Annotated in this window: 14 protein-coding genes; 9 read left to right on the top strand and 5 right to left on the bottom strand. The window is 63.5% G+C overall.

Annotated features, from left to right (window positions below; translation table 11 throughout):
* The first annotated feature begins 198 nt into the window (after positions 1-198).
* From AC1DEZ_RS15210 to AC1DEZ_RS15190, 5 genes are all read left to right on the top strand, one after another.
* Positions 199-1323 (top strand): polysaccharide biosynthesis/export family protein, encoded by a 1125-nt coding sequence (locus AC1DEZ_RS15210; protein WP_441510483.1) that lies wholly within the window; start codon positions 199-201, stop codon positions 1321-1323.
* Positions 1324-1410: 87 nt separating this feature from the next.
* A complete protein-coding gene (gene cysD / locus AC1DEZ_RS15205) occupies positions 1411-2304 on the top strand; it encodes a sulfate adenylyltransferase subunit CysD (protein WP_476779887.1) in 894 nt (297 codons plus the stop codon).
* Positions 2301-4205, top strand: coding sequence for an adenylyl-sulfate kinase (cysC, locus tag AC1DEZ_RS15200; protein WP_476779886.1), 1905 nt, complete (start codon positions 2301-2303; stop codon positions 4203-4205). The genes cysD and cysC overlap by 4 nt, the downstream gene beginning before the upstream one ends.
* Positions 4206-4351: 146 nt before the next feature.
* A complete protein-coding gene (locus AC1DEZ_RS15195; RefSeq protein ID WP_476779885.1) occupies positions 4352-5194 on the top strand; it encodes an FkbM family methyltransferase in 843 nt (280 codons plus the stop codon).
* 35 nt (positions 5195-5229) lie between these two features.
* Positions 5230-6003 (top strand): sterol desaturase family protein, encoded by a 774-nt coding sequence (locus AC1DEZ_RS15190; protein ID WP_476779884.1) that lies wholly within the window; start codon positions 5230-5232, stop codon positions 6001-6003.
* 40 nt (positions 6004-6043) lie between these two features.
* Here AC1DEZ_RS15190 and AC1DEZ_RS15185 read toward each other — a convergent pair whose 3' ends face one another.
* The 4 genes from AC1DEZ_RS15185 to AC1DEZ_RS15170 all read right to left on the bottom strand — a co-directional run bounded on the left by AC1DEZ_RS15185 (position 6044) and on the right by AC1DEZ_RS15170 (position 10031).
* Positions 6044-6898, bottom strand: a complete 855-nt coding sequence (locus AC1DEZ_RS15185) for a class I SAM-dependent methyltransferase (RefSeq protein ID WP_476779883.1) — start codon at positions 6896-6898, stop codon at positions 6044-6046.
* A 12-nt stretch (positions 6899-6910) separates the two neighbouring features.
* Positions 6911-7807 carry a metal-dependent hydrolase gene (locus AC1DEZ_RS15180; protein ID WP_476779882.1) on the bottom strand — a complete coding sequence of 299 codons (897 nt, stop codon included), beginning with the start codon at positions 7805-7807 and terminating at the stop codon, positions 6911-6913.
* Positions 7808-7965: 158 nt separating this feature from the next.
* The gene (locus AC1DEZ_RS15175) at positions 7966-8211 is read right to left on the bottom strand and encodes an acyl carrier protein (RefSeq protein WP_476779881.1); all 246 of its coding nucleotides are present in this window, start codon (positions 8209-8211) and stop codon (positions 7966-7968) included.
* 59 nt (positions 8212-8270) lie between these two features.
* Entirely contained in the window at positions 8271-10031 is a 1761-nt protein-coding gene (locus AC1DEZ_RS15170; protein ID WP_476779880.1) for a fatty acyl-AMP ligase, read from the bottom strand.
* A gap of 272 nt (positions 10032-10303) precedes the next feature.
* On the opposite strand from AC1DEZ_RS15170, the gene AC1DEZ_RS15165 reads away from it, so the two are divergent.
* The gene (locus tag AC1DEZ_RS15165; protein ID WP_476779879.1) at positions 10304-12076 is read left to right on the top strand and encodes a WcbI family polysaccharide biosynthesis putative acetyltransferase; all 1773 of its coding nucleotides are present in this window, start codon (positions 10304-10306) and stop codon (positions 12074-12076) included.
* 30 nt (positions 12077-12106) lie between these two features.
* Here AC1DEZ_RS15165 and AC1DEZ_RS15160 read toward each other — a convergent pair whose 3' ends face one another.
* Positions 12107-12865 (bottom strand): CDP-alcohol phosphatidyltransferase family protein, encoded by a 759-nt coding sequence (locus AC1DEZ_RS15160; RefSeq protein WP_476779878.1) that lies wholly within the window; start codon positions 12863-12865, stop codon positions 12107-12109.
* A gap of 120 nt (positions 12866-12985) precedes the next feature.
* Between AC1DEZ_RS15160 and AC1DEZ_RS15155 the strand changes: the two genes are divergently transcribed.
* From AC1DEZ_RS15155 to AC1DEZ_RS15145, 3 genes are all read left to right on the top strand, one after another.
* The gene (locus AC1DEZ_RS15155; protein WP_476779877.1) at positions 12986-14269 is read left to right on the top strand and encodes a glycosyltransferase family 4 protein; all 1284 of its coding nucleotides are present in this window, start codon (positions 12986-12988) and stop codon (positions 14267-14269) included.
* Between the two features lie 120 nt (positions 14270-14389).
* Positions 14390-21826, top strand: coding sequence for a type I polyketide synthase (locus tag AC1DEZ_RS15150; protein WP_476779876.1), 7437 nt, complete (start codon positions 14390-14392; stop codon positions 21824-21826).
* Positions 21823-23175 (top strand): aminotransferase class I/II-fold pyridoxal phosphate-dependent enzyme, encoded by a 1353-nt coding sequence (locus AC1DEZ_RS15145; protein ID WP_476779875.1) that lies wholly within the window; start codon positions 21823-21825, stop codon positions 23173-23175. The genes AC1DEZ_RS15150 and AC1DEZ_RS15145 overlap by 4 nt, the downstream gene beginning before the upstream one ends.
* The last annotated feature ends 6 nt before the right edge of the window (positions 23176-23181 follow it).

Below are 23181 nucleotides of genomic sequence, written 5' to 3'. Positions count from 1 at the left end.
TATTTGGTATTTTAGTAATCATATTCGCTAATGCCGCGGTTTTCGTAACTGATCAGCGATGCGCAGAGGCCACACTGGGCAAGGGAATATACCTGTGACGCCTCGGCTTCGTTTCCAAACGGGCTGATCAATGGTAGTCGCCGAGTGGCTTAGGAGATGGGATCAGTGCGGGTTGGCCTAGTAGCGATTCTGTCCGTCATGGCTTTGGCGGGCTGTTCCAGTCTTCCCGCGAGTGGTCCATCCACTGCCGATATTGTTGCTCAGCCCGGGGATAACGCGAATTTCGGCTTCGAGCTGATTGATTTGGCCCCGGCGTCGCTCTCGGTCCTCAACGCGCGCGCTGTCGATAGCTTCAGCGGCAGCTTTGGGGATCGCAGCGGCGCGGTCGAATCGCGGATCGGGATCGGCGATTTTGTTGCTGTGACGATTTGGGAGGCTGGCGCCGGCGGCCTCTTTTCCGCGCCGCTTACGACGGATCGCTTCACGCCTGGTTCTCGGACCGCGACGATCCCCGAGCAAGCCGTCGCTCGTGATGGCACGATATCGGTTCCCTATGCCGGGCGCATTGGCGTAGCCGGCAAAACAGCCGCCGAGGTTCAGGCCACCATCGAGGAGCGGCTCGCAGGTAAGGCGATCCAGCCCCAGATTTTGGTGACGATCAGCCGCTCGGTCAGCAGCACGGTTGCAGTCACGGGAGAAGTTGCATCGGGTGGACGCATTCCCTTGTCCAACAAAGGCGATCGTGTCCTCGAAGTCATCGCCGCTGCGGGAGGCATCCGCGCGCCTGTCAACGAAACGGAAGTCCGGTTGACGCGTGGCTCGCGAACCCTTGCCGTGCCAATGATCGCGATCGTCAACAACCCTCGCGAGAACATCTATCTGCGCGGTGGCGATACGCTGACGCTCGTGCGCAACCCGCGAACCTTTATTGCGGCCGGTGCAACCGGCCGCAATGCGGAGATCCCCTTCGACGCCGACGCCATGAACCTGGCGCAGGCAATGGCCAAGGCAGGCGGCTTGTTGGACTTCCGAGCGGATCCGGAAGGCGTGTTCCTGTACCGGTTCGAATCGTCCGACGTCCTGCGGCGGATCAAGCCGGACAGCCCCCTTCTTGGCTACGGTCGCTCGGTCCCGGTGATTTATCGCGTAAACCTGCGCGATCCCAGCGGTCTGTTTGTGGCGCAAGGCCTGCGCATGCAGCGAGGCGACATACTCTATGTTTCCAACGCGTCTCTGACGGACGTGCAAAAGGCTCTCTCCATCTTCCAGAGCCTGACGTCGCCCGTGGTGCAGGGCGCCAGCATCGCCGCCGGGTTCAAGTAAACAGGGGGCCTGGCGGCCCGTGATGCAGCGAAATCGTGGATTGGCGTTGCCGGATATCGGCAACGCAGCGACTGGGCGAAGCGAAACGTGAGTCATCTCAGGAGGCTGGAGGAGGAGGCGATCTTCCTGCTGAGGGAAACCGCTGCGCTGTTTCGGCGCCCTGTCATGCTCTATTCGATTGGCAAGGATTCGACGGCTCTCGCTCATCTGGCCGCCAAGGCGTTCTGGCCGGCGAAGCCACCGTTCCCGCTCCTCCACATAGACACGACGTGGAAATTCCGCGAGATGATCGGGTTTCGTGATCGCCTGGCGAATGCGCTGGGCTTTGATCTACGGGTGCATGTCAATCAAGAAGGGCTGGCGCGCGGGATCACGCCATTCACTGCCGACGCCAACGCCTATACGCGGATCATGAAGACCGACGCGCTTAAGCAAGCGTTGGAGCTTGGCGGCTTCGACGTCGCGATCGGCGGGGCACGGCGAGACGAAGAGAAGAGCCGCGCAAAGGAGCGCATGTTTTCCTTGCGCAGTCCCCAGCACGGTTGGGAGCCGCGCAGCCAGCGGCCGGAATTCTGGCGGCTGGCAAACCCGCATCTGCGCCCCGGGGAGACGATGCGCGTCTTTCCATTGTCGAACTGGAGCGAGCGCGACGTCTGGCGCTACACGCTTGCCGAGGGCATTCCGATCGTCCCGCTTTATCTGGCGAGGCATAGGCCGGTAGTGCTGCGTGGCGAAGCCCTGATCGTCGTCGATGACGAGCGCTTTCCGTTTCAATCTGGCGAGACGGCCGAATTGCGATCCGTCCGCTTCAGGTCGCTGGGTTGCTATCCCCTCTGCGGGGCGGTGGAGTCCGAGGCCGCGACGATTGCGGATGTCGTGGCTGAACTTGCAGCGACCAACACCTCGGAGCGGCACGGGCGGCTGATCGATGGTGCAGGCGCTGCATCGATGGAGGCTAAGAAGCGGGAGGGCTATTTTTGAATCCCATTTCTGCGTCCTATCAGGCGGTCTTCGGCCCGCCTGAAGCGGCAAGGCCCTGTGAACGTCCGCCGGCTTTGCGCATCCTGACATGCGGTGCGGTTGACGACGGCAAGTCGACCCTCATCGGGCGTCTGCTTTTTGAAGCTGGGGCGGTCCCCGAGGACCAACTGGTGGCGCTTGCCGCGGATTCGCGCCGCTACGGGACGAGCGACGGCGAGATCGACTATTCGCTTTTAACGGACGGGCTCGAGGCCGAGCGCGAGCGCAACATCACGATCGACGTCGCCTATCGCTACATGTCGACGGCGCGCCGCGATTTCATCATCGCCGATACGCCGGGCCACGAGCAATATACCGCCAACATGGCCACCGGGGCTTCGCAATGCGAGGTCGGGATCATTCTGGTCGATGCCATCCGCGGACTGCAGCAGCAGACTTTCCGGCATGCCGCCATCTGCAGCATTCTCGGCATCCGGCATGTGGTTCTCGCCGTGAACAAGATGGACGCTGTCGGGTTCTCGCAAGAGCATTTTCGTCGCATCTGCGAAACGTTCGCGCCAGTCGCCGCGCAGTTGAAACTACACGTCGTTCCGATCCCGATATCCGCTCGTCACGGCGACAACGTCGTCATCGCGAGCCGATCTTTGGATTGGTACGCCGGAGCCACGCTCCTGGAACATCTCGAACGCCTTGAGGTCGTTCAGACTGAGAGCAGCACCGGGTTGCGCCTGCCAATCCAGGGCGTCTGCCGCACGTCGGAGGGCGTGCGCCTCTATATGGGCACGATCGCAACGGGGACGCTGACACTGGGCGAGCGGGTCCGTGTCGCGGTCAGCGGGGCCGAAGCCGTCGTCGAACGACTGGTTGGCGTCAAAGGGCCGGTCGACCGGGCTGGTCCCGGGGCCGCTGTTGCAGTCACGCTGACCCCGGAAACCGATCTCGGACGCGGCGATTTGCTGCATACGGATGCCGACCTTCCCGCCTGCTCCAATCACTTTTCAGCGCAAGTGATCTGGTTCGGCGAGCGGCCGCTGTTTGCCGGCCGCGACTATGAACTGCGTCTTGGGACTTGTGTCAGCCCGGTCACCGTGACGGCGATCCGAGGCAAGCTCGACATCGTCAGCGGGCTGCGGGTGGCGGCAACCGAAATCACGCGCGATGACATCGCCATCTGCCACCTTGCGACGCCCGGAACGATCGCTTTCGATAGCTATGAGCGTTGCCGCGGCGCCGGCAGCTTTCTGCTGATCGACCGGGTGACCGGCGAGACAGTCGCCGCCGGGATGGTCCGGAACGCCCTTGATCGCGGAAGTAATGTGTTCGCCCAGAAATTGACGGTCGATCGGCGAGCACGCGAGGACATGCTTGACCAGAAGGGCGCGGTCCTCTGGTTTACGGGATTGTCCGGGGCGGGCAAATCGACCATAGCCGACGCTCTCGAGGGCAAGCTGCATGCCAGACGCAAGCTGACGATCCTGTTGGACGGCGACAATATTCGGCTCGGGTTGAATCGCGATCTGGGCTTCACGGAGGCGGATCGCGTCGAAAACCTGCGACGCGTCGCGGAAGTCGCCAGGCTGATGGTCGATGCGGGCCTGATCGTGTTGTGCAGCTTCATCTCGCCCTTTGCTGCCGACCGGGCGATGGTTCGCGAGCGGCTTGAAGGAACTCCCTTCCTCGAACTCTTTGTCGATGCTCCTCTCGAAATCTGTGAGAATCGCGACCCGAAGGGGCTCTATGCCAAGGCGCGGCGCGGCGAGATTCGCAACTTCACCGGAATAAGCTCAAGTTACGAGCGTCCTACCGCTCCCGACCTTCTTCTTGACAGCAGCCGGTACGAGGCCGACGACCTTGCCGACCGTGTCGTGCGCTTGTTGGTTGAACGGGGTATCGCAACCTAGCGGGCTGCGTGGTCGAGCCGGCTATTTGGTGGACGGTATTGATGGCGGTTGGAGTAGACAGGTTGATCAGGAACAAGAAGATGCCGCCTCCGGTCGTTCCGCCAATGTCGATGCCAATGCCGATCGTTCCCGGAAGCATCCTGTCCGTGGACGAGCTTCGAGGACCGGATCGCTATCATACTGAATGTCTCTGCCGTGCGGCGACGCAAACCGCCTATCTCGGCGAGCATATCGTCCTCTCGCGCATTTTGGGGCGATACAAGGCGTTTCTCGATACACGCGATCGAGGCTTTGCCGCGCATGTGATGCTAGACGGCTATTGGGAGATGTGGCTGACGCAATTCATCGCCCGTCTGGTCGAGCCTGGCATGCATGTCGCCGATGTGGGCGCGAATTTTGGCTATTATTCGCTGCTCATGAGCGATCTCGTCGGACCGACGGGGCGCTTGATGGCAGTCGAGCCGAATCCACCGGTGGTCGAGATGCTCCGGCGAACCCTTGAGCTCAACGGTTTTGCCGGCCGCAGCACCGTCGTGGCTGCCGCTGCCGGCTCGAACGAGGGAGAAGGGCGCCTTTTCGTGCCGGCGGGCGAGCCAAAGAACGCGATGCTCGTGAGCGCGGCCGCCGCGCCTGATGATGCCGCGCTGGTCGCGGTTCCCATCCGCAGCCTCGATGGGTTGCTCGGGGAGTTTCCGCGTGTCGATTTCCTCAAGATCGACGCCGAAGGAGCGGAGGAGGACATCGTCGTCGGGCTGGGTCAGACGATCGCGCGCTGGCGGCCGCGCATCGTGCTTGAGTTCAATCCCGGGCGTTGCCGTGATCCACAAGCCTTGCTCGCGTTGTTGCGCGGCCCCTATCCCGTGCTCCAGTGCCTCGGCTACGATGCGGCAGTTGTTCCGGCTTCGGACGAAAGCCTGCTCGATCCCACCAATCAGGAGGATCGCTTGCTTTATCTGGATGGGGACGCAGCGATGCAGGCGCATCCGTAACCCGGAGAAGCCGAGGCTCGAAGATTGGCTGGACTGTGACGCTCCTGATCGACTTTCTCTACCTTCTTAGTCTCGTGGCGGGTGCCGTCATTCTGGTGATGCTGCTGACGGGCCTCTTCTTCGAGATCATGAATGCCCGGCATCCCGAACGCCGCATTCAGAAGAACCGGGTCAACCGCCGCAAATGGAAGGAATTGCGGCGGGCTCCGATTTCGATCCTCACCTTGTCCGCTTGTTTTGCGTTCGGTCTCTTCGCACAGCGGCAGGGCTGGTCGCTTGTTCCGCTGGACCTCACATGGTGGTCGGGACCTTTGACGCTGCTGGTGTCGGTCATTCTTTATGACGCTTGGTTCTATTGGGTTCATCGGCTGCTACACAGCCGGGCCTTCTATCGCTTTCACGCTCTTCACCATAAGAGCGTGGCGCCAACGGTCTGGAGCAACCATCACGAGAGCTTCGGCGAGGCGCTCCTCAACCAGGCCTACTACGCGATCATCGTGTTCGTCCTGCCCATCCCGTGGCAGATGCTCGTGCTGCAGAAGATCTATGATCAGGTGAGCGGGATGCTGGGCCATGCCGGGTTCGAGCATTTCGCGTCTCCGGCTGGCCGCTCGCCGTGGCCGCTTGCCAGCACCGTGTTTCACGACCAGCATCACGGCACGTTCAGGTTCAATTACGGACACACCTTCTCATTCTGGGATCGCCTGATGGGAACGTTGCATCCGCGCTACGACGACACGCTGAAGAGCTTCGAGGGTTCGGAGCAAGGATCGGAGACCGCAGAGCCCGGCTCTTCGAAATCCCGCTGAGTTCGACTTCGCTTCAGGTCGCGTTGCGGAGCGCGGTGCTTTACCGCAAAGGCTCGGCCGAAGGCCGAGAGCTGGCAGAGGGGTTCTTCTGGTAGCGTTGCGCTATGTAGACGACCCCGCCCTCGCTCAGCTCCCGGTAGAGCACGGAACCCTGTGCGCCGGCGAATTCAGCGACAAAGCCGCGCATGAAGCGAATCTTGGCGATCCGCGTCCGCTTGCGCAGCTCCGCTGCGTCGAGAGCGGCGATCACGCCTTTCGACAGATCCGTTTCGCTGCGCAGAGTCATACCGGGTATTGCCAATTGCTGCCGTAGCTGGGGAAGGGCAGCCCTTCCGCGCATGTCGGCGAATGTGAACCAGCCGCCGGGCGTCAGCACACGCTCAACCTCCCGCGCAAACGCCGTGACATCACCGTAGCAATGGGAGGACTCGATATTGACCACGACGTCGATCGAGGCATCGGCGAAAGGCAGCTTCTCCGCATCGCCGACCTCGAAGGTCAGATTGGCGGTATCGCTATTCAGACGACGCGCCAGCCGCACGGTCGCGGGCGAGTAGTCGACCCCGGTGACCGAGGCAGGTGCGTGATAACGCGCGACATACCGGGCGCCTCCCCCGCGACCGGAGCCGATTTCGAGAACACGTACGCCGCCTAGCGGCAACCCGTCGACAGCTTGTGCGTAGAGCCCGATGAAAGGGCGGTCGGCTTCGTCGTCCTTGTCGATCGGAAAGGCGGGCCCCGACGGCAGGAAGCCGTAGTTCATGAACCGCCAGTCGTCGTCGCGCCACCGGCGCGACAGCACGTTGTAGAGCACGCGCCACAACAACTTGCGCGTTCTGGGAAAAGCGCCCCGATCGATGGCTTCAAGCAGGCCGGAGAAAGCAGGGCTCGCCATGGGCGCTGTGCCTCAGACGTTCGGTTGGGAGGCTGTGGCGCCGGGCGTCGGCGGGAGGTTCGCCGCCAGCCAGTCCCGTCCCTTACGCATCAACTCCTGATCGTCGCTGTTACGCGGATCAAAGCCCGGCAGATAGTAGCGCAGCACATTCGGCAGGCAGCGCCGCCAGTAGCCGGGATTGATCATCGTCACCCAGAAGAAGCGCAGCCAGAAGCGCAATCCGGTCTTGACCCCGTCCGTCTTCGCATAAATCGGGACATTGCGCAGGAAGAGGACGAGGAAGGGGAAGAGCGTCCCGTTCATTCCGAGGACGCGGACCATATAGCGCCGCCAGCCCGACATCCCCGGCGTTGCGGCCTTGAGCACGTCGAGTGCCACGGCCTTGTGCTCGAGTTCCTCGAGCGCGTGCCACATCCAAAGGCGCCGATAGGCCGGCGCGGCCTTGTCCATCAGTTCGGGATGGCGCAGCGTCAGTGTCGACAGCGTCGCGGTCATATGCTCGATCGCGCAGGTGATCGACAGCCGATGCAGCGGATTCTTGACGATCTCGAAGCCCTGGCGGATCGGCTTTTCCATCTTCTCGACATCGTAGCCGAGCTTCGTCATGGCCCGGTTGTATTCCTCGTGCTCGCGCGTGTGGTAGGCTTCCTGCACGGAATAGCCGTTGATCTCGGCGGCGAGTTCGCGATCCTGGAGCTTCGGGCCATAGTGCTTCAGCGAGCGAATGAAGAAACGCTCGCCCTCAGGCAGGAAGATCGACAGGCCGTCGATCAGCACCGTCTTGATAATGTCGTCTTCCAGCCAGTGCCGCTGGGCGTTCTCCAGAATTCCGAAGCGGATGTCGCGCGGAATGATGTCGTCCGCATTCCCCATGTGCTGGCCGCCGGCAGCGTTCGAAGCGTGTGCCATCAGCGCTCGCCCATCCCCAAGAATGCTTGTCTTGCCGCGTCGGTTTATCGGCAGAGGGTCTATTATCGCCAATGCCCCGCGCCGTCGAGATCGGCCTCAAAGAAAAGACAAGTACATCTTGAGCGGCCGAGGTTGGAAGGCTCAGGGCTGGTCACAATTTAGATTGGCTTCAAAGTCCCGAGATACTCCGCGAATTGCGCGATCGTCGGGTAATCTTGTGTCACACCAGGATAGAGCTCGACACCGTATTCTTGCTCCACTTCCAGGACGAAATGAACAGCGGCGGCGGAGTCGAGGCCCAGGCTCGCGAAGGTCGCCGAGGATTCAATCCCGGCCTCGTCGCGGTCGAGCATGGCCCCAAGACCGGCTTTGCAGAAGCGTTCGATGTCGGAAGCTGGTGGCATGGCGATCCGTCGCGTTGATCGTGGGTTCGGGCCCCGAATGCAGCTGCCGCCCGTAGCCGTCAAGCGGAGACGGTGCTGCGATCCTCAACCGGCTCCGGCAGGTTCCATGGCTCGAGTGTTCCTTCGAGCCAGCGACGCTTGGCCAAGCTGCGCTGAACCTTTCCGCTCGTCGTCTTCGGCAGCGAGCCGGTCCGTATCAGCACGATCTTGTGCAGGGCCACCTCGTGATTGTTCACCACGGCCGATTGAACCGCTGAAAACACCTCCGGCTCGGAGACGGTATGGCGCTGGCTGCGCTCGACTTCCTGGACGACGACGATGCGCTCGACGTTCTGTTCGTCCTTGACGGTGAAGGCCGCTCCGTGATCCCGCCGCAGGGAAGGGTGGCTGGCGGCAACCGTGGCCTCGATGTCCTGAGGGTAATGGTTGACGCCCCGGACGATCATGACGTCCTTGATACGGCCGACAACGTAGAGCTCGCCATCCTCGTCGAGATGCCCGAGGTCCCCGGTTCGCAACCAGTCGCCGGCTTGCTCGGGGGCCTCGTCTTCAGGCGTCTGAGGCTGCGCGTGAAATACGCGCTCGCTATCTTCGGCGCGCTGCCAATAGCCGCCCGCAACACTCGAAGCCTGGATCCAGATCTCGCCGATTTCGCCGGGCTGTAACGATCGTTGCGTGGCCGGGTCGACGATCAGGACGGATAAGCCGTCCATGGGGGAGCCGCAGCTGACGATCGGGCAGCTGTCTTCGGCATTTTCGGGGGACGCGATACGGGCGGTTTTGAGAGCCTTCGCGCTCACCTGACGTATGCGTGGAACGGCACCTCTCTTGGCGGCGGTTACCAGCAAGGTCGCCTCCGCGAGGCCATATGCCGGACGCATCGCTTCCGCGTTGAAGCCATAGGCGGCGAAGGTCGCGCCGAATCGTTCCAGCGTCGCGGCGCGCACCGGCTCGGCGCCGTTGAGAGCGACCTTCCAGCCGCTGAGGTCGACGCCTTCCATCTGCTCCGGCCGGAACCGGTCGACGCACAGATCGAAAGCGAAATTGGGAGCTGCTGCTACCTCGGCGCGATGGTCGTGGATCGCCCTGAGCCAGTTCAGCGGGCGGTGCATGAATCCCGATGGCGTCATGAGAACGCATGGCGCGCCGAGATAGATCGGCTGCAGCAAATTCATGATCAGACCGAGGTCGTGATAGAGCGGAATCCAGCTGACATGGGCCGAATCCGCATGGTTGCCCAGGCGCCTCTGCATCATCGCCAGATTGTCGAGCAGGTTGCGGTGGCTGACCATCACGCCCTTCGGCGACGAGGTGGAGCCTGAAGTATACTGCAGGAAGGCCAGGTTCGTCGGGTGAGGCCGTAGGGCGCTCATCGGCGCAGGCTCGGGAGCCAGCGCGACAAGCATGTGGCGAATGCCCCGTTCCGCCAGGCGCTGGCGCAGCAGCCCGCGCGGATCCGGATCGGACGCCGGGCTCAGCGCCAGACGCGGTGCGCAGTCCGCGATGATGGCCGCGCTGGCGTCGTGATTCGCGTTGCGACGCGGCGGCATCATCGGGACGGCAACGACACCGGCCATCAGGCAGGCGAAATAGGCGACGACGAATTCCAGGCAGGATGGGAAGATGAGCAAAGCGCGGTCGCCAGGCGTCGTTTCGGCTGCGAGTTGCTGTGCGAGATGCGATGCTTGGGCGCAGAGCTCGGCAAAGGTCAGTCTATTCCGATCGCCGGGGCGATCGGAATAGACAGTTACCGCGGCAATCTCAGGCCGTCTTGCGGCCTGATGCTGCAAGACCTCTGCCAAAGACGAGAAATGGCTCATTGAAAGCTATCTATAAAACGGGCGCGGGCATCGGTCCGAGAGGCAGGAGAAGGCGCCTCCAGTTTCTTCTGCCTCACGAGCGAGGTGAAAGCACTATCGCTATTCTATGGAGACGCGCCGCGGCCAGATCAACCGCGAAAACCTTGCTGCGCCGGCTGCGTGTTGACGCAAGGAATGCTAGAGCAGGGCAAGGCCGGCAGGCGGTGTTGGTTGCCGCATCGCGCTTTGGCAAATGAGGCACGAGGCCCGGCCATGATCCGGTGGAACCGAGAATGGATGCTTTAGCGCAGGTCAGGACAACGCAGGAGGTCGCGCCGGAAGCCCGCAACAGTGATTCGCGGCCGCTCCTGTCGCTGATGGAGGTCCGCGAACCGGCGAGGCGCTGGTCCGATGGTACCGTATCGGTTGTTCTTCTTATTCCGGCGCAGGCGTTCCTCTACGGTCCTTTCCTGCGTCTGGAGGCGGGGCGATATCGCATATCGTTTCAGTGTCGCGTGCGCCTGCCGCTACAGGGCGAGCATCCCGTCATGGGCCTCGAGGTCATCGCGCAGAATCGAATCCTGCGCGCATGGCGCGACTACACGGCGGCCGAGCTCCGCAGCGGCGAACTGAGCTTGGCCTTCGAAGTGCCGCGGGAGCTCAGCATAGAAAGCGGTGCCGATGCCCCTTTCGAGTTCCGCTTCACCCATTTCGGCAATGCGTTTTTGACGATGGCTTCGGTCACGCTGCATCGCGAAGCCTCCGCCGAGCCGCTGACTGATGCACCGGGGCGGCTCGAGCCGTGGCGGTTGCTCGGCCGGCTGCGGACGTTGCCCATTCCGGGAGCGGTGCGTCTCACCCCCCTTTCGATGACGCGCCTGAAACTGGGCCGCAGCTCTGCAATTCTGCGACTTCCGGCCGGGACCTATCGCGCCGATGTGGTCTGCGAGCTCAAGCGCATGCGGAGCGCGTCGGCGCCTGCGCTCGAAATCGCCGTCGAGACGCGGGATGGCATTGTCCTGGGGCGCGCTCAGTTCGATGGGCGCGAACTCGAAACCGGCCGGGTCTCGCTCGAATTCGCCATCGCGAAAGATCTGAGCCTCGATGTCGGGGTGCCGCGCACGATCGACATCCGGCTGCGTCACTTCCGTAATGCCGATGTCGTCCTCCGCTCGCTCGATCTGCGCCGGCTAACCGCGGAAATACCTCCATCAATTTTGCCGGCGCGGGGGAGGGCGGCGGCCGCCACGTCGGTCAAAAAGCAGATCGTGATCTTCGGGAATTGTCAGGGCAACCTGCTGGCCGAGGCACTTCGTTACCATTCAGGCTTCTCACGCCATTTTTCGGTCAAGCACCACTACATGGAGCTTCCGGTCAATCTGCACGAGCAGGGCAAACGCGATCTGGAGGAGTGCGACCTCCTTCTCATCCAGGATATCCGGGAATGGGATCAATATCCGCTGCGCGCCCATGTGCGGAGCGACCTGCCGACACTGCGTTACCCTTGCGTTCGCTTTGCCTCGCCCTGGCCGTTCGACGCGTTCAACGGGCCGGACGACAAGGTGGCTCGCAATCGGGACTTCCCGAATTTCGAGTTCACCTATTTCGACGGCTTGCTGGCGCGCCTGCGGCGGGAGGTCCCCGATCATGAGCAACGCTTCAAAGCGTATGAAACGCTCGAGGTCGATCGGCTCATCGACTTTAATCGCCTGCATCGCTTCGAGCAGGCCCGTCTCGAGGATATGGACCGGAAGTTCGAGGCCGGAATCGGCGCCTATATCCTCGAGAATTTCAGGAAAAGGCAAACCTTCTATACGACCGCTCATCCCAATGGCCGCATCATGAAGATGCTGGTCAGGCAGGTCGCGAAGGAACTCGGGCTTTCGCTCCATTTCTGGCTGCCCGGCTCGCTCGATTCCCTGAGTCGCCTGCAGGTCCCGATCCATCCGAAAGTCGCGGCGGCACTACAGATCGGATGGGCGGATGCCAGGCGGAAATACCTCGTTCGCGGCGAATGGGTGACCTGGGAAGATTATTTCCGGAAATACATCGCCTACTACGGCTGAGCGCGCGCTCCCTCCCGGGTGGCGGTCGACTCAGACGATACGCGGGCGGCGAACCCGCCTCTCCTCGTCGCGAACACTGCGTTCTTCGCGGGCGAGTTCGGCCGCATAGCTCGCGAGCAGGTGGACGAAGGCAGCGAAGAAGCCGGCTGCCATCAACAGCACGGTGATATCGCACCACGTCATGGTCAGACCGGCGAAGACGAATTCGGGCGCGCCGAAAAAGAAGATCGTCGTGTTCATCAGGATGATGAGCAAACGCATTTCGGTCGGCCCCCAGCCGACCAGAGAAATGTGAAACTCTCCGGAGACACAAGCCTTGACCAGCGAATAGATCGACAGCGCGTGGTAGCCAGCGAGCGCCAACAGAGCGATGTCCATCCGCACGTAGGGCGAGAGCCCCATTCCCAAGCAGATCAACAGGTTGCCGATGACATCGATCGTTTGATCGAGGAAGTATCCGTATTTCGGCCGCTCGATCTTCCTGAAACGCGCGAGATTGCCGTCGAGCGAATCGCCGAGCCAATGGAGCACCAAGCCCAAAGAGGCCAGCCATAAGAATCCGGCAGACCAAGCAGTAAGGACATAACCTACCAGCGTAAGAGCGGCGCCGAAGATGCCGAAAGCCGTCAGCGTATCCGGGGTCATTCGCGCCGGCACACGCCTGACGAGCCAAGCCAGCGCCTTCCGCTCGACAGCGCCGACAAGGCTGTTATTGATGCGTATCAAGGACGTTTGCTGGTTGAATGGAATGATGGAGCTAGCTATTGCCGAGTACGCTGCCGGTTTCAAGCATCGTCGGCGAATAAACCGTATTTCATCACAAGGTCGGATCGTGGCCCGCTCGGGGCGACATATTTTGAGACCGTAACGATCGGCAATCGAACTCAGCCAGCCCTGTAGGATTCCTCTGTGCCGATCGCCTATGACGCCACGCGACTCTTCTTGGGGCCGCTGTCCCTGACCCCGCGCGGCATCGACCGGGTCGATCTCGCCTATGCGCGCTATTTCTTCGAGCATGAGAAAGACGATTGTTGCGCCATCCTTCCCACGGCCTGGGGCACACGTGTTTTTCCGCGTGAGCGCGTCCTGCGCGGCCTGGCCCGATTGGAGGAATTGTGGGCCGAGAACAAGCTGCCGGCGGTCGACGGCGCCTGGACATCGCTCGCACCGACGATGCAGGCCGGGAAATCGTCGTGGTACCTTCCGTCAAGCGGGCCCTTGACCCAGACAGCCCGGATGACTTCCCTCATCAAGGCAACCGGCATCGGCTTCGGTGACGATGCGGCCAGAACGCTCAAGCAAAACACAGTGTACTTGAATGTCGGACAGGTCGGCCTTGCCGTACCGTTCTTGCTTCGCTGGCTAAATAAAAGGCCGGATATCCGACCGCTTTTCATGCTGCACGATGTCATCCCGCTTGAAACGCCGGAATACGTAGCGCCGAGCGCGGTCAAGGCTCATTCGACCATGGTCGATCAAACGGCGCGTTACGCTGCTGGCCTGATCGTCACGACCCGAGCTGCTCAGAAAGCGATCGCGGTGGAGTTGGAGCGCCGAGGTGTCAAGGCGCTGCCCACGCTCGCCCTGCCCTTGCCGGTTCCGTCGATCTTCCGTCACCCGCCTGACCCAGACCCGACGCTCGCCTCCATCCCGTATTTCGTGGTCTGCGGCGCGATAGAACTGCGAAAAAACCATCTGATGCTTCTGGAGGTCTGGAAGCGCTTGCATCGCCGTCTCGGGCCGAATACGCCCCACCTCGTGATCGCGGGAGCCAAGGGCTGGCAAGGCGACCTGATCCTCGATCGGCTGCGGCGCTCAGGTGATGTAAGCGCGCAGATTCATGTGCTCCACGGCCTGTCTACGCCAGCGCTCAAGCGCGTCATCAGCGGTGCGCGCGCATTGCTGATGCCGTCCTTCATCGAGGGATTTGGGCTGCCTGTTGTCGAAGCCGCGGCGGTCGGCACCCCCGTCATTGCCTCCGACATCCCCGCACATCGCGAAGTGGGGCATCCTGAAACGGTCTTCGTCGATCCGATCGATGGCCTGGGCTGGGAAGCTGCCGTTACGTCGCTCATATCGGCCGAGCCACGCCGCCTGGCTGCTTCTCCGGGCTATGCCAGTTTCACCTGGTCCGATTACTTCGCGGCGCTTTCACAGTTTGTCCATAAGATCGAGGCTGGCGGCGCAATCTGAAGTTTAGGTCGTATTGTAATTTGCGCGAGTGCCCCTTATCAGCAGGTCGGGTGTGGCGGCATGACTGTGCCGCAATATACCTGCGCTGATCGCACGGGATCGTCGAGATTGCTGAAGTCTATGTCGTTTCGAAAGCAGTCTACCGTCGCCGAAGCCGCCATCATCGGCGCATCGTGCATCCTGCCCGGCGCGAATTCGCTCGCATCATTCTGGGAACTGCTGCAGTCCGGCCGAAACGTCGTCGCGCCAAGGCCGCACGGCCGCTGGAACATCGAGCGGTTCCTTCGTCCGGGCGACCCCGCTCCTGGCTTCTCCTATACTTTCGCCGGAGGGTATCTAGACGATGCCTTTGGGTTCGATCCGGCGCCGTTCAATATTTCGCCGCGTGAGGCGCAGCAGATGGACCCGCAGCAGCGCCTGCTGCTGACCGCGACCTGGCGAGCCTGCGAGGATGCCGGATTGCCTCCGTCAGCGCTGGCAGGGCGCAATATCGGCGTCTATGTCGGCGCCTCGCTTGCCGATTATCAGAGTGTCGGCGCGTTCGATCCGGCCGTCATCGGCAGCCACTTCATGACGGGCAATGCCCTGTCAATTCTCGCCAACCGGCTATCCTACGTCTTTGACCTGAAGGGGCCGAGTTTCACTGCAGACGCGGCATGTTCGTCTTCGTTCGTGGCCCTGTCGCAAGCTGTCGCAGCTCTGCGGGCCGGGGAGATCGAGGTGGCGATCGTCGGCGGCGTGAACATGCTGCTTTCGCCGGTTCCCTTCATTGGCTTCTCGCAAGCCCGCATGCTTTCGCCGACCGGGCTGTGCCGGCCGTTCTCGGAAGCTGCGGACGGTTACGTGCGCTCCGAAGGGGCGGTGGTGCTGGTGCTGCAACGGGAGCCCGACGCGGTTGCCGCAGGGCGCAGGATCCGCAGCGTGGTCGTCACCGCCGGTACAAATGCGGACGGCCGGACCAATGGCATCTCGCTGCCCTCAACGGAATCTCAGCAGCATTTGATCGAGACGATCTACCGGTCGGCGGGGCTCGACCCTGATGCGCTCGCTTTTGTCGAGGCGCATGGAACGGGGACTAAGATCGGCGACCCCATCGAGGCTGCGGCTATCGGCCAAGCATTGGGGCAGCGCCGGGCGAGCCCTCTGCCGATCGGTTCGGTCAAATCCAATATCGGCCATCTCGAGGCTGCCTCGGGCCTCGCGAGCTTGTTGAAGGCGAGCCTCGCGCTGGAGCATCGCGTCGTTCCCCGCTCGCTGTTCGCGGAAGAGCGGAACACGGCCATCGCCTTCGATGACCTCAACCTCTCGCCTGTCACCCAACCGCTTGCGCTGCCATCCGATGGCCGGGAGCTCTTCGCCGGCATCTGCAACTACGGCTTCGGCGGGACGAACGGTCATGCAATCCTGCGCACGGCACGAACCAATGAGCCCGCCGAAACGCACAAACCGCCCTCACGTTCCGCCGAAGTGTTGCTGGTCTCAGCCAGCACTGCGGACGCGCTGAAGACTCGCTCTCAGCAAATCGCGGAGACGATTTCGGGCGGCCAAACGAGTGCCCATGTGGCGGGCGCGCTCGCATATCAGCGAGAGGTATTGCCGCATCGCATGGCCATCCCACTTGCTGGCGGGGCAATTGCCGCGGCGGATGTGGCCAATACCCTGCGCGCCTTCGGGCAGGGCTCCGATGTGCAGGCCCGTGCCTCGACAGCCGTGGTCCATGGCGCGGTCCGCGACTCCGTCTTCGTCTTCAGCGGGAACGGTGCGCAGTTCGGACAGATGGGCGTCGCTGCCTATCGTAGCAACGCGGCCTTTCAGCGCGAGATCGACGAGATCGACCGCCTCTACGCAGACATCGCCGGCTGGTCGATTGCCGACTGCCTGCGGGACGGTGTCTCGCCCGAGCTACTCGAGCAAACCTCGATCGCTCAGCCGCTGATTTTCGCCGTTCAGTCAGCCCTTGCTGCCGTTCTGGCCGAATACGGCATCCGTCCTGCCGGGGTCCTCGGCCACAGTGTCGGAGAGATCGCGGCTGCTGAGTGTTGCGGGCTGATCTCCCGGAACGACGCCCTGCAGGTCATGCACAAGCGCAGCCGGCACCAGGAGGCCGTGCGTGGCAAGGGCCGCATGCTGGTCCTGGCGAGCAACTCTTCGAATGTCGAGGACCTGTTGCGGCAATCCGGCGCGGATGAGGTCGATATCGCCGCCTACAACAGCGCCACTTCGACGACGGTATCCGGGCCTGCCGGTCAACTCGAGATGCTGGCGCGGGTGGCGCGCAAGAGCCGAGTCGCCTGCGTCCCGCTGCATGTGGACTATCCGTTCCATTCCCGCGCGCTCGATGTTGTCCGCGAGCCTCTCATGCGCGATCTCGGCGGAATCGTAGCCCAGCCGCCGCACACGCCCTTCTATTCGACCGTAACCGGCCGCGCGCTGGCGCGCGAGGAGCTGGACGAGCTCTATTGGTGGCACAATATCCGCCGCCCCGTCCGCTTCGGCGAAGCGGTCGAGACGGCACTGGCGGCGCATTCCGATGCGGCTTTCATCGAAATCTCGCCGCGAGCCATCCTCGTCGGCCCGATCTCCGATATTCTGAAGGCGGCCGAAATCCAGGGGCCCGTGTTGTCGACCCTGTCGACCAACGACGCGATGGATCGGGATCCGGTCTGCGCGGTGGTCGCTCGTCTTGCTGTCAATGGCATCGTTCACGAGCAGCGGGCCGTTTTCGGCGACGCTCCTGCCAAGATCGCAGCTCTACCGCCCTATCCCTTCCAGCCGGAGCAGTATCATTTCGAGGGAACGAACGAAGCGATCAGCGCTCATGGCCGCCTGATCGCAAGCGTGCCCTTGCACCCACTGCTCGGGGCGCGTCTCTCGGATGGCTCTCCGGAATGGCGCAATCTGCTCGATCCCGTCTTGTTGCCCTATCTCGACGACCATCGTGTCGACGGCGGCGTGGTCATGCCCGCGGCGGGATTGATCGAGCTCGCTCTTGCGGCCGGCCGCGAATTGTTCGGTGCCGTGCCGCTGGAGATCGTGGAATTCGACATCACCAAGGCGATGACTTTCGCCGATGATGAGACACGCGAGATTTCGACACGCTATTTCGAGCATACCGGCTCGATCGAGGTCTGGAGCAGGCGTCGTTTCGGCGGCGGGGACTGGATCCTGCACGCCCGTGGGACGCTGGAACCGCTGCGGCCTGCCGCAGCGGCGCAAGTGCCGGAGATCCCCGAGGTCGAGGACCCGATATTCAGCCAGGCCGCGGAGATCTATGCGGCCGCCGAACGCGCCGGCCTGGACTACGGCCCGGCCTTCCGGGTTGTGCTCTCGACGCTGCGGGACGAGACCGTCGGCGAAAGCTGCCTGTCGGTTCCCCAAGGCGGCACCGGCGCCTTCGACGATTCGCATGTGCTTCACCCGATCTCGCTGGACGGCAGCTTCCACGGGCTGTTCCTTGCGCGCCCGCAACGCGACGGCGAGCGCAAGGCGCATCTCCCGATCCGTTTTCGCCGCATCCGCGTCTGGAAGCCGGCGACGAAGATAACGCGTTCGGTGACGAAGCTGTCGCGGGAGACCGACCGCTTCAAGACGCTCTCGGTCATCCTGCTGGGTGAGGATGGAGTGCTTGTCGCGGCGATCGAGGCCGCCGTCCTGCGCTCGGTCCATCTGGTCAAACCCTTCATGATCGAGCGGACATTCCGGCAAGAGCATCTGTCGATCGCACCGGTGGTCTTGCCGGACGTCGTGGGCCATTTGCCGGATGCCGGCAGCGGCCAGCCCGGCGAAACCAAGCAGCTTTCGCTCCTGCTGAAGGCCTTCACCATTTCGCTGGCGCAGAGACTCTGCCGCGATCTGCTGTCGCCCGAACGAGGCGACAGCTTCGAGAGCGTCGTCGTCGACGGCACGGTTCCGCCGGTGGCCCAGCCGCTTTTGGGATTGGCCCGGGATGTGCTGGCAATGGCCGGCGGCTTGGACAGCGCGGAGGACGGCACGCGGCTGTCGGCGACTTTCGAGTTGCCCTCGCCGGAAGCCCTGCTCGGCACGCTGCTGCAGCGGGTTCCGGCGGCGAACCGCGAGCTGCGGCTGGCCGCCCTGGCGCTGAGCCATGCGGGGCCGTTCCTGCGCACGGGGGAGGTTGAGGCGCGTCCGGCCGGCTTCGCCCACGATCACTGGAGCCTGCTCGGGCTTTCCGCGGCAATGCGGAATCTGGTGGGCAGCACGCTCACCGCGTGGAGCGCGGCTGCAGGCAGGCCCTTGCGTTTGCTCGTTGCCGGGGATTGGAATAGCGGGCTTGCCGAGGCTCTGGCGGAGGCGGTCCAAGCTGGCCGCGCGCGGGTCACGATGGCCGTTGCCAACGCGGCGAGAGCCGACGAGCAGAGACATTGGCCTGGAGCCGGCAGCCTGTTCGACATGCTCATCCTTGATGGCGTCGAAAAGTCCGCTCCCTCTCGGTTCGATGCTTTCATCGGCTGCGACATGCCGCTTTCGCCGCTATGGGCGAGCAACGAAGCGGCGATACGCGGTGCGATGGATCTGCTTGTTGGCGAAGCACCGGTCCTTTTGGCGAGCCCCGTTGAAGATCCACATCTGTCCTTCCTTCTGGGCGCCTCCACGCCTTCCGTTTGGCAGGATCAGGCAAGTGCTGCGCATGGCGGGATGGAAGGGGCTCGGCGCCATTTGAAGGAGGTCCGCGCCACCGCCATAGAACAACACCAGAGCGCGGACGGCACGCTGGTTCTGCTCACGGCCCGGGCCGCCGCTCCCAGCAGGCCGCAGGTTGCGCCAGAACATTTCGCCGTCCTGGCCGCGCCGGGCGCAGGCGACAGCCACGATCGCTATGGCTTGGTGGCCGGGATCTTCGATTGCGATCGGATCGAGACGCTTTCCGCGTGGCTCGAGACGCTTCCGGGCGGCGAGCGAGCCACGATCATCGTCACGCCCGAGATTTCGGATGCTGCGCCAGGCCGCAGACTTTCTGCTCGCATCGAGATTTTGACCGAATTGTTGAAGCTGCTCGCTGCGGCGGAACGGCCACGCCGGATGGTGGTTCTGACCGAGAGCGGCCAAACGACCGATTCCGATCGCGTCGGCGAGGATGCCGGTGTCTGGGCCTTCATGCGTGTGGCCATCAACGAGTTCCCCGAGATCGACCTGCGTATTGTCGACCTCTCCGATTCCGCCCCGGCAGCCGGCCTCGCCGATATCCTGGCCTTCGACAATGCCGAGCGTGAGCTGCGGATGGCTTCCCATGGGATCGAGGTCGGCCGCATTCGCCGCGGCATCGGACTTGAGGCGCCGATCGGCCCCGACGAGCGTGCGGTGCTCCACTTTGCCGACGGCGTCGGCCTTGACGGTTTCGAGTGGCAGCGGAAACCGCGCCTTGTTCCGCAAGCAGGCGAGATCGAGGTCGAGGTCTCCGCTGCAGGTTTGAACTATCGCGATGTGATGGTCGGGCTCGGTCTCCTCGATGACGATCTGCTCGGTGCGGGACTGACGCGCGCGGCGCTTGGCTTCGAATGCGCGGGCAGGGTGAGCCGGGTTGGTCCGGGCGTGACGCGCTTGCGACCGGGCGATGCCGTGATGGGCTTTGCCACCGGCACCTTCGCTTCGCACATCGTCTGCCCCGACTGGCATTTCTTCCCCGTTCCGGACGGGCTTGATCTCGAAGCTGCCGCGACCATTCCCGTCGCTTTCTCGACGGCCTGGTATGCGCTGGTCGAACGCGGCCGGATCCGTGCCGGCGACGACGTCCTGGTCCACGGTGCGGCCGGCGGCGTCGGCCTTGCGGCGATCCAGATCGCGAAGCTCCATGGCGCGCGCGTCTTCGGCACCGCCAGCAGCCCGGCACGCCGTGCCATAGCGTCAGCGGCAGGGGCGGACGCAGTCTTCGACTCCCGTCAGGAGCGTTTCGCCGGCGAAATCCGCGAGCGGTTCGGCGCCGTCGATGTCGTGCTTAACTCGCTGGCGGGCTCCGCGATGCTCGCGAGCTTCCGCTTGCTGAAGCCGTTCGGGCGTTTCCTCGAACTGGGAAAGCGGGACTTCCTCGACAACACCCAGCTGGCCTTGAGGCCGTTCCTGCGCAACATCGCCTATAGCGGCATCGACCTCGACGAGTTGCTCGCGGCCGATCCGGAGCTGGTGCGCGGGATGATGGCGGAGCTGTCCGCGGCCTTCCAGAAGCAGGGGTTGCGGCCGCTGACCTATCGCAGCTTCGAAGCCTACGAGGTTGGCGCGGCGTTCCGCACGATGCAGGCCTCCGAGCATGTCGGCAAGATCGTGATCCGGCCGCCGCGCGTCGCACGGACCGACCTGGCCTCGATGAGCTACAAGGTCCGCCCTGGGCTCCATCTCGTCATCGGCGGCACGGCGGGACTCGGTTTCGCAACGGCGCAATGGCTTGCCCGCAAGGGCGCCTCACATGTCGCGTTGCTGTCCCGTCGCGGCGAGGTGGACAAGAACCTCGCGCCGCAGCTTGCCGAGATGCGGGCCGGCGGTACGCAGGTCATCGTCGAAGCGCTCGACGTTTGCGACGGGCCTGCCGTGGCGGCCGCCGTCGCGCAGCTGGCGCGTGAGCATGGACCCGTCCGGGGCGTGATCCATGCAGCGGTGCATCTCGACGACGGTTTGATCGCCAATCTGTCTGCGGAGCGCCTGGAGGCGGTTCTGCGGACCAAGGTCGACGGCATCATCAACCTGTCGAAGGCTACCCAGGATCAACCGCTCGATTTCTTCGTGGCGTATTCATCGGCGACGACGCTGATCGGCAGCCCGGGGCAGGGCGCCTATGTCGCTGCAAACGGCTTCCTCGAAGGGTTCATGCGCGGCCGGCGCCGCCAGGGGAAGCCGGGTCTCGCCATCGGTTGGGGCGCCATCTCCGATGTCGGCCTCATCGCCCGGGACAAGCAGCTCGGGCAGCGTCTGCGGCGGACGACCGGCGTGGTGCCGATGCGCTCCTTCGAGGCGCTAGCGCATCTCGGCCGGCTCCTGAGCCTCGGCAACGCTGCCGATCCCGTGCAGTTCTTCGCCGGAATCTCGCCCGGTGGCGGCGCCGACAAGCTGAACCTGCTCAAGAGCGCTGCCTTCATCGATCTCGGTCATCCCGGTGGCGAGGTGCGGGCGGTCCATGCCGAGGATTTGGGCTCGACCTTGCGTGGGAAGAGCCGCGAAGAGGCCATCGGGATCGTCACCGGTGTCCTGCGCCGCGAGGTGGCGGAAATCCTGCGCATGGCGGAGGGCAAGGTCGATCTGACCCGGCCGCTTGCGGATCTCGGTTTGGACTCGCTGATGGCGTTGGAGCTCCATATGGCGCTCGAAGAAGCTATCGGCGTTCAGATCGCGGTGGTAGGGGCCGGCGACCGCAGCCTCCTCGACATGGCCGGCACGATCGTCGATCAGCTCGATCAGGCCGAGGAGGACGTTGAACAAGCTCCCGCCGAGAAAATGCAGGCAACCATCATCAGGCTGGCCAACGTGCATTCGAAGATGGATCTCTCGCCCGAGCAAGCGAGCCAGGTCGAGGCGATGGTCCGCCGCGCCAGCCATGGTGGGGCCGAATGAACGACGAGAGCTCACCTCTCACGGATGGCGCGCTGGCTAGTCTCCTGGCGCGGATGGACGAGGCTCCGCGCGCCATACCGGCGCCGGCTGCGCTCGCCGCACGGCCGCAGACCCGCACCAGCATCGCCTTCGAGGATCATCCGCTGTACCAGCAGATGCAATTCCAGCGGAGCTTTGCCGAGTTCGCCAAGCTGCAAAACCCCTATTATCGCCTGCACGAGGTTCGCGCCGGGGCGACATCGGTGGTCGAGGGCAGGCCCGTCACCAACTTCGCCTCCTATGACTATCTCGGGCTGAACGGTCATCCCGAGATTACGGAGGCGGTTTCCAAGGCTGTCACGGAATACGGCAGTTCCGTGTCGGCCAGCCGAATTACCGCCGGCGAGCGCCGGGTACACCGTGATCTCGAGCAGGCGCTGGCCCGCAATTATGAGACGCAGGACTGCATCGCCTTCGTCTCCGGCCATGCAGGCGCGGTGTCATCGATCGCGACGCTGCTGGGACCGAAGGATCTCATCGTTCACGATGCCCTGATCCATAACTGCATCGTGGTCGGGGCTCAGCTGGCCGGCTGCGCTCGCAGGCTGTTTCCTCACAACGATCTCGATGCGCTGGAGGCCATGCTCGCGGCCGAGCGGCATCGTTTCGAGCGGGTTCTCATCGTCAGCGAGGGATTGTTCTCCATGGATGGCGACGGTCCCGATCTGGCGCGCCTGATCGAGATCAAGACGGATTTCTCGGCCTGGCTGATGATCGATGACGCTCATGGCCTCGGTGTCCTCGGGCAGACCGGGCGTGGCATCTTCGAGCATCAATCCGTCACGCCTGAGGGCGTCGACCTCTGGCTCGGCACTCTCTCGAAATCCCTGGTCAGTTGTGGCGGCTATGTCGCGGGCTGCGCCGCCGTCGTCGACCTTCTCAAGCACCAGGCGCCGGGCTTCGTCTACAGCGTGGGCATGCCCGCGACAAATGCGGTCGCAGCCACTGTCGCGCTCGATCTGATGGTGCGCGAGCCCGAGCGCGTCCTGCATCTGCAACGTCAGTCGCAACGCTTCCGGGACCGGGCCCACGCGGCCGGGCTCGATACGGGCGAAAGCTGGGGCTTCGGCGTCGTTCCGATCGTGATCGGGGAGACGGTCCCCACCGTCATGCTCGCCGAGCGGCTGCTGGAGCAAGGCGTCAACGCCTTCCCGATCGTGCCGCCTGGGGTTCCCGAGAAGGCGGCGCGGCTGCGCTTCTTCATCAACGCGACACATAGCGACGCCCAGATCGATAACGCCGTCGATTGTCTGGCCCGCGAGGTGAAGGCCTTGGGCGATGTCTCGCTGAACGAGATTTTGCGTCGATAGGACGTG

It is taken from the genome of Allobosea sp. 10L422 (genome assembly GCF_056395345.1).
This window is presented reverse-complemented; position numbering and strand designations above follow the sequence as displayed.

Coding starts and splice junctions, on each gene's coding strand:
- AC1DEZ_RS15210 (WP_441510483.1), top strand. CDS start 199: ATGGCTTTGGCGGGCTGTTCCAGTCTTCCCGCGAGTGGTCCATCCACT.
- AC1DEZ_RS15185 (WP_476779883.1), bottom strand. CDS start 6,898: ATGGCGAGCCCTGCTTTCTCCGGCCTGCTTGAAGCCATCGATCGGGGC.
- AC1DEZ_RS15180 (WP_476779882.1), bottom strand. CDS start 7,807: ATGGCACACGCTTCGAACGCTGCCGGCGGCCAGCACATGGGGAATGCG.
- AC1DEZ_RS15175 (WP_476779881.1), bottom strand. CDS start 8,211: ATGCCACCAGCTTCCGACATCGAACGCTTCTGCAAAGCCGGTCTTGGG.
- AC1DEZ_RS15170 (WP_476779880.1), bottom strand. CDS start 10,031: ATGAGCCATTTCTCGTCTTTGGCAGAGGTCTTGCAGCATCAGGCCGCA.
- AC1DEZ_RS15165 (WP_476779879.1), top strand. CDS start 10,304: ATGGATGCTTTAGCGCAGGTCAGGACAACGCAGGAGGTCGCGCCGGAA.
- AC1DEZ_RS15150 (WP_476779876.1), top strand. CDS start 14,390: ATGTCGTTTCGAAAGCAGTCTACCGTCGCCGAAGCCGCCATCATCGGC.
- AC1DEZ_RS15145 (WP_476779875.1), top strand. CDS start 21,823: ATGAACGACGAGAGCTCACCTCTCACGGATGGCGCGCTGGCTAGTCTC.